This is a genomic window from Clostridium sp. AM34-11AC, assembly GCF_003435375.1.
Taxonomy (GTDB): Bacteria; Bacillota; Clostridia; order Lachnospirales; family Lachnospiraceae; genus Pilosibacter; species Pilosibacter fragilis.
Genome location: NZ_QWGL01000046.1, coordinates 1 through 15,481 on the forward strand (window position 1 = coordinate 1; position 15,481 = coordinate 15,481).

General features: G+C 47.8%; 10 protein-coding genes. 3 read left to right on the forward strand and 7 right to left on the reverse strand.

What is annotated here, in order from left to right; genetic code table 11:
- Positions 1-251: 251 nt before the first annotated feature.
- The 7 genes from DW826_RS16370 to DW826_RS16400 all read right to left on the reverse strand — a co-directional run bounded on the left by DW826_RS16370 (position 252) and on the right by DW826_RS16400 (position 10,407).
- Positions 252-1,796, reverse strand: coding sequence for a HAMP domain-containing sensor histidine kinase (locus DW826_RS16370; protein WP_117553237.1), 1,545 nt, complete (start codon positions 1,794-1,796; stop codon positions 252-254).
- Positions 1,793-2,473 carry a response regulator transcription factor gene (locus DW826_RS16375; RefSeq protein ID WP_015552569.1) on the reverse strand — a complete coding sequence of 227 codons (681 nt, stop codon included), beginning with the start codon at positions 2,471-2,473 and terminating at the stop codon, positions 1,793-1,795. Before DW826_RS16375 ends, DW826_RS16370 begins: the two co-directional genes overlap by 4 nt.
- A 223-nt stretch (positions 2,474-2,696) precedes the next feature.
- Positions 2,697-4,112, reverse strand: coding sequence for a transglutaminase domain-containing protein (locus DW826_RS16380; RefSeq protein WP_117553238.1), 1,416 nt, complete (start codon positions 4,110-4,112; stop codon positions 2,697-2,699).
- A 93-nt stretch (positions 4,113-4,205) separates the two neighbouring features.
- Positions 4,206-6,002, reverse strand: coding sequence for an aspartate--tRNA ligase (gene aspS, locus DW826_RS16385; RefSeq protein ID WP_117553239.1), 1,797 nt, complete (start codon positions 6,000-6,002; stop codon positions 4,206-4,208).
- A gap of 146 nt (positions 6,003-6,148) precedes the next feature.
- Complete coding sequence (hisS, locus tag DW826_RS16390) at positions 6,149-7,414, reverse strand: histidine--tRNA ligase (protein ID WP_015552566.1); 1,266 nt, start codon at positions 7,412-7,414, stop codon at positions 6,149-6,151.
- 392 nt (positions 7,415-7,806) lie between these two features.
- Entirely contained in the window at positions 7,807-9,219 is a 1,413-nt protein-coding gene (locus DW826_RS16395) for a Na+/H+ antiporter NhaC family protein (protein ID WP_117553240.1), read from the reverse strand.
- Between the two features lie 12 nt (positions 9,220-9,231).
- Positions 9,232-10,407 carry a M20 family metallopeptidase gene (locus DW826_RS16400; protein WP_117553241.1) on the reverse strand — a complete coding sequence of 392 codons (1,176 nt, stop codon included), beginning with the start codon at positions 10,405-10,407 and terminating at the stop codon, positions 9,232-9,234.
- 357 nt (positions 10,408-10,764) lie between these two features.
- Between DW826_RS16400 and DW826_RS16405 the strand changes: the two genes are divergently transcribed.
- From DW826_RS16405 to hemZ, 3 genes are all read left to right on the forward strand, one after another.
- Positions 10,765-13,050, forward strand: a complete 2,286-nt coding sequence (locus DW826_RS16405; protein ID WP_117553244.1) for a bifunctional (p)ppGpp synthetase/guanosine-3',5'-bis(diphosphate) 3'-pyrophosphohydrolase — start codon at positions 10,765-10,767, stop codon at positions 13,048-13,050.
- A gap of 202 nt (positions 13,051-13,252) precedes the next feature.
- Entirely contained in the window at positions 13,253-13,897 is a 645-nt protein-coding gene (locus DW826_RS16410) for an MBL fold metallo-hydrolase (RefSeq protein ID WP_117553242.1), read from the forward strand.
- Positions 13,894-15,351 carry a coproporphyrinogen dehydrogenase HemZ gene (gene hemZ, locus DW826_RS16415; protein WP_117553243.1) on the forward strand — a complete coding sequence of 486 codons (1,458 nt, stop codon included), beginning with the start codon at positions 13,894-13,896 and terminating at the stop codon, positions 15,349-15,351. Before DW826_RS16410 ends, hemZ begins: the two co-directional genes overlap by 4 nt.
- Positions 15,352-15,481 lie beyond the last annotated feature (130 nt).

Consider the following 15,481-nt stretch of genomic DNA (forward strand, 5'->3'; position numbering starts at 1 on the left):
TTGCCCTGTCGCTCAAGGCGAGTATTATAATATCAAATCCCCGGACAAAAGTCAACTGTTTTTTACATATTTTTTCATTTCTTTTTACATGTTTTGCGATATCATTACAAGTCCAGCCTCAAAGTACCATATATTGTATATTATATATTCAATTAATGCAATATGATGTTTCATCATGTCCCGCAAGAGAAAAAAGCAGGAGCAGTCAAAAGCTGCTCCTGCCATATTCCAAATGGGTTTCTACTATAATATTATGAATTACTTCCGTCAAGCGTAAACCAGAACTCTACACCATTCTCCCAGTTCTTCACGCCATACTGCTGGTTGTGGGCATCCATGATCGCTTTTACAATAGAAAGACCAATTCCGGTTCCGCCGTAGGCACGGGTTCTCGCCTTATCTACCTTATAGAACTTCGTCCAGAGATTCGGAATCGCATCCTCAGGGATCGGGGTTCCGGTATTAAAGACAGATACACGGACGATGTTGTTTTCCGGAAGCATTTTGATAATGATCTTTTTCTCTCCATCGATATGGTGGATTGCATTGCTCAGGTAGTTTGTGACTACCTGCTCGATCTTAAATTCATCCGCCCATACATAAACCGGCGTCTGAGCATCAAAATCCACCTGAATCTCATTCTGTTCGAGCAGGATCTTCGACGCGTTCACAACGCCGCGAACCAGTTCCGTCAAATTGAAACGATCCATCACCGGCTTATCATTTCCGCTTTCCAGAGAAGACAATGTCAGAAGCTGCTTAACCATCTTGTTCATCTTGTTGGCCTCATCAACAATAACATCACAATAATAGTCGCGGCTCTCCTTCTCCTCGCCCATGCCTTCCTGGAGTCCCTCCGCGTATCCCTGGATCAAGGCGATCGGAGTCTTCAACTCATGAGAGACATTGGCAATGAACTCTTTTCGCATCTCGTCGATCTTTGTCTTCTCCTCGATATCCTTTGTGAGCTGGTTGTTCGCCGACTTGAGTTCTGAAATCGTTTCCTCCAGACGCGAGGACAACGTGTTCATGCTGTTTCCTAAAACCTGTATCTCCTCCATATCATGTTTTCCGGACTCATACCTCGCATTAAAATCGAGATCCGACATGCGCTCTGAGAGGTTCGACAGCTTATAGATCGGCATTGTGATCTGTTTTGCCACCAGATATACGACCAGAGCACCGATCAATACAGCGATCATTCCCACATAGAGCAGAAACTGATTCGCGAGGCGGACACTCTCACCAATACTTGACAGCGGTGCGCTCATGATAAAGGCAGTGCTGTTATCGGAGAAAAATCCCCAGCTCTCCAAGTACATGCTCTCCCGCTGAGGATCGTATGTTTTCTGGATCTTATACTGGTCGTTTTCCTCCAGAATCGTGTACTTGGCCTTTGCCCAGCCGAAAATATAGCGGTCAATGCGGTCCTTTAAAAACTTCGTATCACGGGATGTTGAATAGACCGTCGCATCCTCCGTGCTGTTGTCAATGATCAGGACAGAAACATTGGCGCTGTCGCTGAAATTCCGGATCAGGCGCTGCAAATTTCCTTCCGTGATATTTCCGTCAGCATCCTTTTCTCTTCTCATGGCGTCTTCGATGGAAATACCGTTTTCCTTGTTCTCCTCGATCCGGGAGTCGATGGCCTCGTAGGCACCATTTAACGCCTGTACCTTCTTTGTTACATAGAAATCTTCCAGATACCACTTATTGACGCCCCAGATCACTGCCAGGATCACAGCGATCAGGCCAATAAACGTGACCGTTAGTCTGGATCGTATCGATTTCATCATCCATCCACCTCGAGTTTATATCCCATGCCCCAAACAGTCTTGATATTATCGCCTTTCGGACCAAGTTTACTTCTCAGCTTCTTTACGTGGGTGTCGATGGTTCTCGCATCTCCGAAATAGTCGTAATTCCAGACATTATTCAGAATCTTTTCTCTTGAGAGGGCGATTCCTTTGTTTTCCATAAAATAGGTAAGGAGTTCAAATTCCTTATTGCTTAAGTCCACCGGCCTTCCATCCACAGTCACCTCGTGGGCATCCTTATCCACGCGGATTCCATCCGCCTCCAGAATCTCACCCGTTGATGTACCGCTGCCACGACGCAGGATTGCCTCAATTCTCGCCACAAGGATCTTCGGACTGAACGGTTTTGTGATATACTCGTCAACGCCGAGTTCGAATCCAAGAAGCTCATCCCGCTCCTCACTCCTCGCCGTCAGCATAATGATCGGAACCTGAGAGTAGCGTCGGATCGTCTTGCATGTCTCCCAACCGTCCATCTTCGGCATCATGACATCCAGAATCACGAGACTGATATCCTTTTCCTTAAAGAAGATATCAATAGCCTGCTCGCCGTCTCCCGCCTCTAGAACACGGTATCCTTTGATGGTTAAAAAGTCTTTGACGAGCTTTCTCATTCTCTCCTCGTCGTCAACCATAAGTATCTTTACTGCATCCATTGTCTGTACCTCCATATATTTTACCTGATGCACTCCGATAAGAACAGAAGCGTATTCCAACACACTTGAGATATTAACCAGTCGATTCGGTGCTACCGGCATCATACATGTGTGCATAAAAATCCCACTTATCATCAGCTATATTTTAGCAGATAATAAGTGGGATTTCTATAAGTTCACGAACATTTCACAAAGGCAGTTTCATGAAGGCGGGAGAACTGTATTATTCTCCTTTTGAAGCCGTCACTCTGTCTCTAGGATTGAGTGCTACTCTGAAGATTATATAATCTTTTCCGTCTTTGTCTTTCCATGTTGTCACAAATATAGATGTTCCATCTGTTCCCTTATTTTTCTGATAATCAATTACACAATTGGAATAATTTCCTATGTAATAGCCATTAATCGTTTTACCGATTATTTCATGTTCTATAACTTCATCAAGTTTTCCTGTAAAACCATTATACGAAAATCTCTGTTTATTGAATTCCTGAAAATTTCTTCCCCCTGTATATATAACAGCAGTAATAGGCTGACTCGATTTTACATTTGTATTCACCTGTTCATTGATGTATTGTAACAGCGATGGAATCAGCTTTTCATCATCTGCTTGGAATACCGCGCCGCTTTCAAAGTTTTTCTTAGCTCTCTCCATATTTTTTTCATTACTTGTTTTTATTTCTTCTATTCGTTTAGATTCCTTATTTTCCCTTTTCTGCACCTTTTCCTCTATAGATTTATCACCTTCTGGTATATCTTTATAATAGTAAGCTGACGACGTATCCTTATTTTTATAATATTTTTTTGTTGCATCCACTGCATACCATTTCCCATCTAATTTAACAATATTGAATGCATGCTCAATTTCAAATACATATTTTACATCAAGTCCACAAGCTTTTCCTAATGACATAAACGCATTTGCGAAACCTCCACAGACACATCGTCTATCTATAAACGCACCATAAGATGACTGATTATACGTTTCTTGCGCATCATATATCACATTGTCAACAAGCCAATCGTAAATCTTTCGTGCCTTTTGATCCTCCGTCATTGAATTATTAATATTTTTACTTTTCCATTCTGAAATAAAAGCATTTACGCGCTCCTTTTGCTTAGCTCCCAACCAATAATTGTCAGTTCCGGTTTCATAATATCTTTTGTATTCCAAAATATGTTCAGCTGTAACAGAGTTCGCTTTCGGATACATAATACTTCCAATCGCCATGTTACTATAACCTAAATTATCCAGACTAAATTCTATTCCGTTATATGTTTTAGGTTCCAGTGTCCCTGTTCCATCCACAGTATAAGTCGTATCCCCGGAATTTACATTCATCGTAACAACTTTTCCATCCTGTGTTCGTGCACCATTGGCATCCACCGTCTTCTTATCTGGTGTCTCCGTAGACACATACAGCCATCCACTCTGGTCAAAGCAGTAATTCTCCGCAATTCCATCCCCGTCTCCATCGATCCAGCGCCATCCATTTGTTGCGTAGGTGCCATTGTCCTCGTCATACCACCATTTACCGGCATTTGCTCCAGTTCCCTGTTTCCACTGTCCGGCATATGAGGAAAATGCCAGTCCCAGGCTCAGCAGTGTGGTCACTGCTGTTATTTTCAATACCTTTTTCATATTTCTCTCCCTTTGTTTCCAATATAGCAAATGGAAGCGTCCGCGCAGTTTTTCTGCACAGCGCTTCCATTATTCAGCGTCTCTTTATTATCTTTATTCTTCGTCCTTCTTCTCAACGATCGCGATATCGAGATCCTCAAGCTGCTTCGGATCTACCGGTGCCGGAGCTTCCATCATAAGACAGGACGCGTCTTTTACCTTCGGGAAGGCAATTACGTCACGGATGCTGTCTGCACCTACCATAAGCATAACGACACGGTCGAGGCCGTATGCGAGACCAGCGTGCGGCGGTACTCCGTACTTGAATGCGTCAAGCAGGAAGCCGAACTGCTCTCTTGCTCTCTCTTTTGTGAAGCCAAGAACTTCGAACATCTTCTCCTGGATATCATCCTGATGGATACGGACGGATCCGCCGCCGAGCTCCGTACCGTTTAATACGATATCGTAGGCTTTCGCGCGGACTGCACCCGGATCAGTGTCGATAAGTGGGAGATCTTCCTCCATCGGCATTGTGAATGGGTGATGCATAGCGACGTAACGTCCCTCCTCCTCGGAGTACTCTAAGAGCGGGAACTCTGTTACCCAGAGGAACTTGAAATCGTCTTTCTTTAAGAGGTCTAACTGTCTTGCGATCTCAAGACGGAGATTTCCTAATACATCGAATACGACTTTATCTTTGTCTGCCGCGAAGAACAGAAGGTCGCCCGGCTTACCGTCCATCGCTTTTACAAGAGCATCCAGTTCTTCCTGCTTCATGAACTTTCCGAAGGAGCACTTATAGGAACCGTCCTCATGGATCGCAAGGTATGCAAGCCCCTTTGCACCGAATCCCTTTGCGTACTCAACGAGAGCGTCGATCTTCTTTCTCGGCATACCGGCCTGTCCGTCTGCGTTGATACCACGGACAGATCCGCCGTTCTCAAGAGCGCTCTTGAATACAACGAACTCGCAGTCTTTTACAACATCAGATACGTTCTTTAATTCCATGCCAAAACGCATATCCGGCTTATCGGAACCGAAACGGTCCATAGCCTCGCGCCATGTCATACGGAGGATCGGAGTCTGGACGTCAAAATTGCAGATCTCCTTGAAAAGTTTCTTTAAGAGTCTCTCGTTGACCTCGAGAACATCCTCAACATCCACGAAGGATAACTCCATATCGATCTGTGTGAACTCCGGCTGACGGTCCGCACGGAGGTCCTCGTCACGGTAGCATCTTGCGAGCTGGAAGTAACGGTCCATACCGGAACACATCAGCAGCTGTTTTAATAACTGCGGAGACTGCGGAAGAGCATAGAACTCGCCCGGATGCACACGGCTCGGTACAAGGTAGTCTCTTGCGCCTTCCGGTGTACTCTTGATCAGAGTCGGGGTCTCGATCTCGAGGAAACCTTCGTCCGCTAAGAACTGGCGGACCATCGTAGCCACACGGCTTCTTATCATGATGTTTCTCTGGAGATCCGGACGACGGAGGTCAAGATAACGGTATTTTAATCGAAGGTCTTCCTTCGTCTTGCTGTTCTCCTCGATCGGGAACGGCGGTACCTCGGACTCGGAGAGAATTCTTAAGGACTTCGCTCTCATCTCGATAGTACCTGTCTTTAAATTCGGGTTTGCCGCGCCGGAACGTTTTTCGATGGTTCCGACAACCGCTACTGTAAACTCACTTCTTAATTTTTCAGCTTTTGCGAAGCTCTCAGCGCCGCAGTCGCTCTCCTCAAAGATGATCTGGATGATTCCGGAACGGTCACGAAGGTCGGTGAAGATAATACCGCCTTTGTTTCTGCTCTTCTGGACCCATCCCATAAGTGTCATTTCCTGGCCTACGTTTGCCTCTGTGACTTCAGCACAGCGGCAGGAACGCTTTAAGCCTGCCATTGATTCTGCCATGATTTTCCTCCTGATACAGCTGGAATATTTAAAAACATACCCGCTGAATGTTATTGTAATTTCAAGTCGAACATCCGTGAGATTACTCACCACTTAAAAGAGGTGGGAGTCTTCTCGACTGAGATAAAGCTGTCCTTTTCCCGGTCTTAGTGCTTTAAGTCCTCTTTATAGAATTCCTTAAACTCACTGTAGCCTTCTTTTCCGAGCTGTTCCTTCTGGAACTTCTTATTTTTGTTCATCTGGGCTACAAGGACGATCTTTCCCTCCTTGCGGGCAGTCATCGCCTCTTTCATAATGGAAGCAAGCTTCTCAGAGCTCATTCCCTTTTCGAAGAGCCACGCTTCCTTCTCATTTCCGCCCGGAACTGTAAATCCGTTGTCTAAAAGGATCGTAACGATTCTCTCAAAGCCGATGGAGAAACCACAGGCCGGTGTATCCATTCCTGTGAACTTTCCGATCATCTTGTCATATCTTCCGCCGCCCGCTACGGAGCCGCCGAATCCTTCCATTGATACTTCAAAGATGGTTCCGGTGTAGTAGCCCATTCCACGGACTAAGGTCGGGTCAAACGCAAGTTTGAAGCTTCCGTCAGAAACATCGCCGACTGTCTCCATGATCTGTGCAAGATTCTCAGCTGCACCGTCCTCCAACACACCCGCAAGGATCTCTCCCATACGGCGGACACCTGAGGCATCGTTTGTTGCCTGCCCCATAAGCTCTAAGTATTTATCGGCCGTCTCCTCGGAGTAGCCGTTTTCCATAAGCTCTGCCTTTACACCATCTGTACCGATCTTGTCCATTTTATCGACGGTGATGAATACCTTATCGATATCTTCCTCCGGGAATCCGCTGTATACGGCCATCGCACGGAGAAGCTTTCTGTCGTTGACGCGTACCTCGAAGCTGTTGTCCGGGCAGATCTTCTTTAACGCGGTCGTTGTCGCGAGGATCAGCTCGATCTCGGCCTGATTCGTTGCGTCACCGAGAATATCGATATCACACTGGACGAACTGTCTGAAACGTCCCTTCTGCGGACGGTCTGCACGCCATACGCTGCCTACCTGAAGTGCCTTAAACGGAGACGGAAGGTTTGCGGAGTTGTTGGAGTAATATCTGGATAACGGAAGTGTCAGATCATAGCGGAGTCCGCCGTCTGCCAGATCGTTCTCCGTCTCTGCTGTCTCGATATTTAATTTCTCGCCGCGCTTTAAGATCTTGAAGATCAGCTTCTCATTGTCGCCGCCCTGCTTGCTCAGGAGGTTCTCAATGTGCTCCACGCATGGAGTCTCGATCGCGGAGAATCCGAAGCCGCGGTAAGTCTCTTTGATCTGGTTCAGCACATAATCCCGGATCTGCATCTCTGCCGGGAGAATATCTTTCATGCCGGTGACCGGCTTTTTCTTTAATGCCATAAAGCTACCTCTGTTTCTCTCTTTATCGCGCAATTTCACGCCTACGTTCACCATAATACGCTGATTGCCTTAGGTTTTCAAGGGTTTTTTCTTTCCTTAATAAAAGTATTATATTTTTCGGACATGGATAAGTCAACTTATTTTGTGAGTTTTTCCCATCCCTCAGCGAAAAGATCGTTACTGTACACGGGTAGGAATTTTCTGAGCTGAAAATTCCGTACAGTACAGTGGTGGTAGTGGATTTTGCCGATTTGGAATGCGAAGCATCGGCAAAATCAGTTACTGTTTGCGCAAGGCGTGAACAGTAACAAAAGAGCGGCGGGATCAGCCGCCTGCATAGAAAAAGGACCTCCGCCAGGAAACGGAAGTCCTTTTTCCTTTTATACGTCTTCCTACAGTCCGGTCCAGCCGATGCTCTGTAAGATCGTTAAAGATGCGAATGAGAGGATCACCTGACATCCGAGGAGCGGCATAAGCCACTTTGCGTATTTTGTCCAGTCTGTCTTTGCGATTGCGAGGGAACCCATCAGAGTACCTGCTGTCGGGAAGAGGCAGTTAGAGAAACCGTCACCGAACTGGAATGCCTGTACAGCAACCTGTCTTGTGATGCCTGCAAGATCAGCAACCGGAACCATAAGCGGCATAACTGCTACAGCCTGTCCGGAACCGGACGGAATGAAAAGGTTGATAAACAGGTTTGCAACGAACATGAAGTTCGCTCCGAGGATGGAACCCATTCCGGACATCGGGATGGACAGCCAGTAAACGATCGTATTTAAGATGTTTCCGCTTGCAAGGATCACAGAAATACCATTTGCGAAGCCGACAATGAACGCGGCGTTTACCATCTTGGAACAGCCACCGATAAATACCTTCGTTGTTCCGTTGATACCCATACCATTGAGAAGGCCAACAACAACCGCAAGTGTAAAGAATGTAGCTGCGATCTGATCATAGCTCCATTTATATTTTACAGAGCCAACCAGGATTGCCGCAACCGCTACGACAAGACCGATCAGGCTGATCAGGTGCTTCGTTGTTAAACGTGCTTCGATCGCCTCCGCTCCATCTTTTCCTGCGCCCATGCTGTCAGATACACTCATGCCAGCTTCATAGTTTAAGCTCTTCTTCGGATCCGCCTTGATGGTTTTCATGTAACGGATCGTAAAGAAATAGCAGATCGCGAAGTTGATGATGTTTAATACGACACGGACACTGAAACCGGAGAAGATCGGGAGCTCCGCGATCGGCTGTGCAGTACCGATAGTGGAGGCGTTCGCCCATCCTACGTTGAATCCGGAATAAGCGCCCATATATACAAGCAGGAAGCCTGTGAAGGAATCATATCCTAAGTTTGTTGCAAGAATGATTCCGATCGGGATCAGGGCAACGACCGGGTTTGCGAAAACGCCTGCTGCGCCGCCGATGGACATGAATGCCATTACTAAGAATACAAGTACGTTTACATTTAAGTTCTGCTTGGAAGCAAGTTTTCCGAAGGCAGCGTGGATCGCTCCTGTCTTTTCAAGGATCTCAACGGCACCGCCGACAAACATGATCATGACCATTAACTTTGCGGCTTTGTAGAATCCCTGTACGACTGCCATGATAGTTGCCCACGGACCGACCGGGGAAGCTTCTACGGTGTGATAGGTACCTGCGATAACCTTGTTTAAGTCGCCCACTTTCTCTGTATCGAATTCACCTGCCGGAACGATCCAGGTCAGGATGGTGCAGACGATCATGAGCATGAATAACAGTGCACATGTACTTGGGATCTGCAGCTTTTTCTTGTTGTTTTCCATAAGTATTCTCCTTTATCTTAAGAAATCTCTCGCGTACTGGATGATTACGGATGCGCCTGTGCGGATGCACTTCTCATCGAATACGTTTTTAGAGTTATGAAGGCCGTGTCTGGAATTCGGATCCTCGTTATTTCCGGATCCTAAGCGGAACTGTGCGCCCGGTCCGAACTTCGGGAAGAGAACAGAAAAGTCCTCGGAACCCATTGACGGATTCTTCACGTAGGAAACATGGTCAGTACCGATGGTCTTTGCAGCGGCCTCAGCAACTGCCTCGATGATGGAATCATCATTTACGAGCGGCGGAACTCCGATTTCCCATTCGACCTCCGCGGTTCCTCTCATGGACTCGGCACAGCCTTTTACGACGCGGTCGATGGCAGCCATCATTTTTTTGCGGCAGTCCGGATCAAGGCTTCTCAGTGTTCCGTGCATCTCCACGTAATCCGGGATGATATTGTTTACGGTTCCGCCGTGGATGCTGCCGATGGTAAGAACGCCCGGATATACCGGATAGTTTTCACGGGAGATCACGGTCTGAAGCTGTGTGATCACATAACCGGAGATTACGACCGGATCGATGCAGTTTTCCGGATGAGCGCCATGTCCGCCCTTTCCTTTGATCTTGATATTAAAGAAATCATTGGACGCGTTTGCCGGTCCCTTTTTTAATCCGATGCTTCCGGCATCGATCTCCGGTGATACGTGGAGACCGATAAATGCGTCCGGTTTCGCAACCTGCGTGAAATTGCAGTCGACAAGCTCTCCGGCTCCCATATGCTCTTCTGCCGGCTGGAAGATCAGCATGACCGTTCCGGCAAGCTCCTCACGGATCTCTGATAATACCTTCGCGCAGTAGAGAAGCACGGTTGTGTGGATATCATGTCCGCAGGAATGGCAGGCACCATCATTCTCGGAGGCGAACGGAAGTCCTGTGAGTTCCTTCATCGGAAGTGCGTCGATATCCTCGCGGATCGCAACGGTTTTTCCCGGTTTTCCGCCGCGGATAACGGCAACAACGCCGGTCTTCATCCCGATCTCAGCGATCTCCACACCGTATTCCGTCAGTTTTTCGCGGATGAACTCCGTTGTCTTATATTCCTTGTTGCTAAGCTCCGGATGTCTATGAATATGCCTGCGAATGGCAATCATTTCATCTTCATACTTTGCTGTGAGACTCATTGTATCCATAATGGAGTACCCCTTTCCAATTTATTTATAAAATTTTAATATTTGCATTATAATACATTGTCCTTTAAAGTTCAACTACTTTAATACGGTAGCACTATAAGAATAAGATATGTCTGTCATAAACATTTTATATCCCGAATCCGGAACGCCCCTGTATAAGAGTCCCCGCATCGGGGAATCCTTCCGGAAAGCAGCGGTCTAAAACCACAACAAAACGATTGCAATTTATGCCAAAAAATTTTATAATGGTTGATATATTTCAGGAGTGTCTGCTTTTGTCGAAAATACCGGGAAAACGACGGATTTCTGCGGCGGACATGACCGGATGGTACGCTAAAAATGAAGGTGGGAGATTTTATGGAAGAAAACAAACTGAAAACGATCGAAGGCGAGCTGGAAGCGCCTGCTGATTTCACAAGTCCTGATGTTCTTTACCGGGATCTTGTTGCCAGTATCAGAAAGTACCATCCGTCCGATGATCTGAGCATGATCGAGAAGGCATATCAGCTTGCGGATAATGCCCATAAAGACCAGAAGCGAAAATCCGGGGAACCGTACATTATCCATCCGCTCTGTGTGGCGATCATCCTCGCGGATCTCGAGATGGATAAAGAGACGATCGCAGCCGGACTTCTCCACGACGTGGTGGAAGATACCGTATATACAGAGGAACAGCTCGCCGAGATATTCGGAAAAGAGGTTGCCCTCTTAGTCGACGGTGTTACAAAGCTGACCCAGTTATCCTGGTCGGCGGATAAGGTGGAAATGCAGGCGGAGAACTTAAGAAAAATGTTCCTCGCCATGGCAAAAGATATCCGTGTCATTATCATTAAGCTTGCGGACCGTCTCCACAATATGCGGACGCTTCAGTACATGCGCCCGGAAAAGCAGAAGGAGAAGGCGAGAGAGACCATCGAGATCTACTCCCCTCTTGCTGACAGACTCGGTATTTCCAAGATCAAGATCGAACTGGATGACCTTGCGTTACGGTATCTCGAGCCAAATGTATACAAAGAACTGGAAGAAAAGATTGCCCTGACAAGCGAAGCGCGCCAGAAATTCATCGATGACATTATCGCCGAGATCAAGACCCACATGGAACATGCTGAGATCAGGTGCGAGGTCAACGGACGCGTCAAGCACTTCTTCAGTATTTATAAAAAGATGTTAAACCAGCACAAGACGCTGGACCAGATCTACGATATCTTCGCGGTCCGCATCATCGTGGACTCCGTAAAAGACTGTTACGCGGCTCTGGGTGTGATCCACGAGATGTACAAACCGATCCCCGGCCGTTTTAAAGATTATATCGCGATGCCGAAGCCGAATATGTATCAGTCCTTACATACGACACTGATCGGCACAAACGGCCAGCCCTTTGAGATCCAGATCCGTACCTTCGAGATGCACCGTACAGCGGAATATGGTATCGCCGCCCACTGGAAATATAAAGAGAGCGGCAGCGGACAGGTTGCTGCCGGTGATGAGGCGAAGAAGTTAAGCTGGCTGCGCCAGATCCTTGAGTGGCAGCAGGATATGTCCGACAACAAGGAATTCTTAAATGCCATCAAGAGCGACCTCGATATGTTCTCCGACAGCGTGTACTGTTTTACACCGACCGGAGACGTAAAGGCACTGCCAAGCGGCTCCACACCGATCGACTTCGCTTACTCGATCCACACGGCTGTCGGAAACAAGATGGTGGGCGCGAGAGTCAACGGAAAGCTCGTAAATATTGACTATGTGATCCAGAACGGTGACCGGATCGAGATCATGACATCCCAGAATTCCAAGGGACCAAGCCGTGACTGGTTAAATATCATCAAGAGCAGCCAGGCGAGAAACAAGATCAACGCCTGGTTCAAGCAGGAGCGGAAGGCTGACAATATCTTAAAAGGCCGCGAAATGATCGACCGCTACTGTAAGGCAAAGGGGATCAACTTCTCCGATATCAATAAGCCGGAGTTTGTGGATAAAGTATTAAAGCGCTACGCCTTTCAGGACTGGGATTCCGTTCTGGCATCCGTCGGACACGGCGGATTAAAAGAGGGGCAGGTCATCAACAAGATGATCGAGGAGCGCACAAAGAAGCTGAAACGCGAAGTGACCGATGCGACGATCCTTGATGCCATCGGTGACAACAACAAACCTGCTGTGGTTCCGATCAAGGGCAGCAAATCAAAGAGCGGCATTACCGTAAAGGGAATCCATGACCTTGCGGTCCGTTTCTCCAAGTGCTGCAGCCCGGTTCCGGGCGACGAGATCGTTGGTTTCGTGACGAGAGGCCGCGGAATTACGATCCACAGAACGGACTGTATCAACGTCTTAAATCTCCCGGAGATTGAGAGAAGCCGCCTGATCGACGCAGAGTGGCAGGGCGTTGAGGAGGACAACAGTGCCGCAACCTACTCCACAGAGATCTCGATCTTCGCGAACAACCGGATCGGAATGTTCGTGGATATCTCCAAGATCTTTACAGAGCGCGAGATCGACATCAAGGCCATGAGCTCCCGCGTGAACAAGCAGGGCAAAGCGACGATCACCATGAGCTTCGATATCCATGGAATCGAAGAATTAAACAACCTGATGGCAAAGCTGCGCCAGATCGACGGCGTGCTGGATATTGAGAGAACCACAGGCTGATAACTACAATTTCAAATGAATGTCTGCCGCCGGCTGTTCTGAAACAGAACAGGTCGAATGCAGTCGGAAAAAGGTCTGCCGGAGGTGTTACGGACGGTAGACCTTTTTATACATGGATTTTAAAGAAACATTTCCGTTACTGTACACGGCACAGGGCCGGAGTCCCTGCTTTGTGCCAGGAAAAATGGAGGAAAAGTAAGATATGAGCGAAATTCGCATTAAGACTCTGGTAGTCGGCATGGTTGGAACCAACTGCTATCTGGTCTATGATAATGAGACAAAACGAGCTGCCGTTATCGATCCGGGTGATGGCGCCGGTCAGATCGCCAATATGGCAGTATCTCTGGGGTTAAAACCAGAAGCGATCCTTCTGACCCACGGTCACTTCGACCACATGATGGCCGCAAAGGAATTGAAAGAAGCATGGCATGTGCCGATCTACGCCTGTGAAAAGGAGATCGAGGTGCTTTCAGACAGCAGAAAAAGCCTTGTATCCAGCTACTACAGGGAACCATATACGCTGACACCGGATATTACGGTGAAGGAGGGTGACGAGCTTTCCATCGCCGGATTTACATGGAAAGTATTTGAAACACCGGGACACACCATCGGTTCCTGCTGTTACTATATCGAAAAAGAATCTGTTCTCTTCTCCGGAGATACCCTGTTTGCAGGCTCCTACGGCCGCACAGATTTCCCGACGGGAAGCGGACGCCAGATCGCCGAGTCTGTAAGACGTCTACTCTCCACACTGCCGGACGACACCATGGTCTATCCGGGGCATATGGACACGACTACCATCGGTTTTGAAAAGAAGTATAATCCTCTTTCGGGGGCAATGGAATGATTGGAATTTTATTGAACGATACTGCTTATGAGCAGGATATCCGGGAGCTTTTGATGGCGTTTTATCCGGGTGAGACTTTTGTCCATGAGAAGCAGGACGACGTGGATTTTTATGTGGAGGGAACCTGCACACAGAACGCTGATGAGACGAAATTTGGCTTGAAGATCACGGATCCGGCGGACACTGTCGCAGATGAGACCGTATTTCCGATCGACTACGATGTGCGGTTAAACGCAAAGACAACGATCAAGAAAGAGCTTTACGGCATGTTAAAAAAGCGGACGGGAAAAGAACTCCCCTGGGGGACCCTGACCGGTATCCGCCCGACAAAGATCGCCATGACGAGACTTGATCAGGGCGAAAATGAGGAGAGCATCCGTTCCTTCATGCGGGACATGTACCTGACAAGCAAAGAGAAGATCGACTTAAGTGTGGAGGTCGCGAAACGGGAGCGGGAGCTCTTAAGCCATATCGACTATGAGACGGGATACAGCCTCTATGTGGGAATTCCGTTCTGTCCGACCACCTGCCTCTACTGTTCCTTCACCTCCTACCCGATCGGCGCATGGGAAAAGAAGGTTCATCTCTATCTTGAAGCGCTGTTTAAAGAATTAGACTATGTGGCAGAAAAGATGAAGGGACGTACTCTCGACACGGTCTACTTTGGCGGCGGAACTCCGACATCCTTAAAGGCCGAGGAACTGGACGCCCTGCTCACAAAGATCGAGAATACCTTTGACCTCTCAAAGGTACAGGAATTCACTGTGGAAGCCGGACGTCCGGACAGCATCACTGAAGACAAGTTCAAAGTTCTCCGTGCCCACACCATCTCCAGGATCTCCATCAATCCGCAGACGATGAAGCAGGCAACTCTGGATCTGATCGGACGCCATCACACCGTGGATATGGTGAAGGAAAAATTCCGCATGGCAAGAGATCTTGGCTTTGACAATATCAATATGGACCTCATCATCGGACTTCCGGAGGAAGATATCGACGATGTCCGCAGCACCATGGAGCAGGTCAGAGAACTTGCCCCGGACAGCGTGACGGTCCACTCTCTCGCCATCAAGCGCGCGGCGAGACTGAATATCTTCAAGGAGCGCTACGCGAACTTAAAGATCCAGAATACCCAGGAGATGATCGATCTCACCGCGAAGTACGCCCGCGAGATGGGTCTGGAACCGTATTACCTGTACCGTCAGAAGAATATGGCCGGAAATTTCGAGAATGTCGGCTATGCGGCACCCGGAAAAGCATGTATCTACAATATCCTCATTATGGAGGAAAAGCAGACCATCGTGGCCTGCGGTGCCGGAACCACCACGAAAGTCACGTTCCCGGCGGAAAACCGTCTGGAACGCGCGGAGAATGTGAAGGATGTAGCTTCCTATATCGAGAGGATCGACGAGATGATCGATAGGAAAGAGAAGCTGTTGAGTAAGTTAGTCTAAATATGTCTGCTGCGCTGACCGCAGGATAGCGCAGATCAAACGCCAGATCTGGGCACACGGCAACAAAATACGCTGTACATGGGGTTCCTTCGGTTCTTTCTGAGTTTTGGGTATTTCAAGAAAAAGTAGA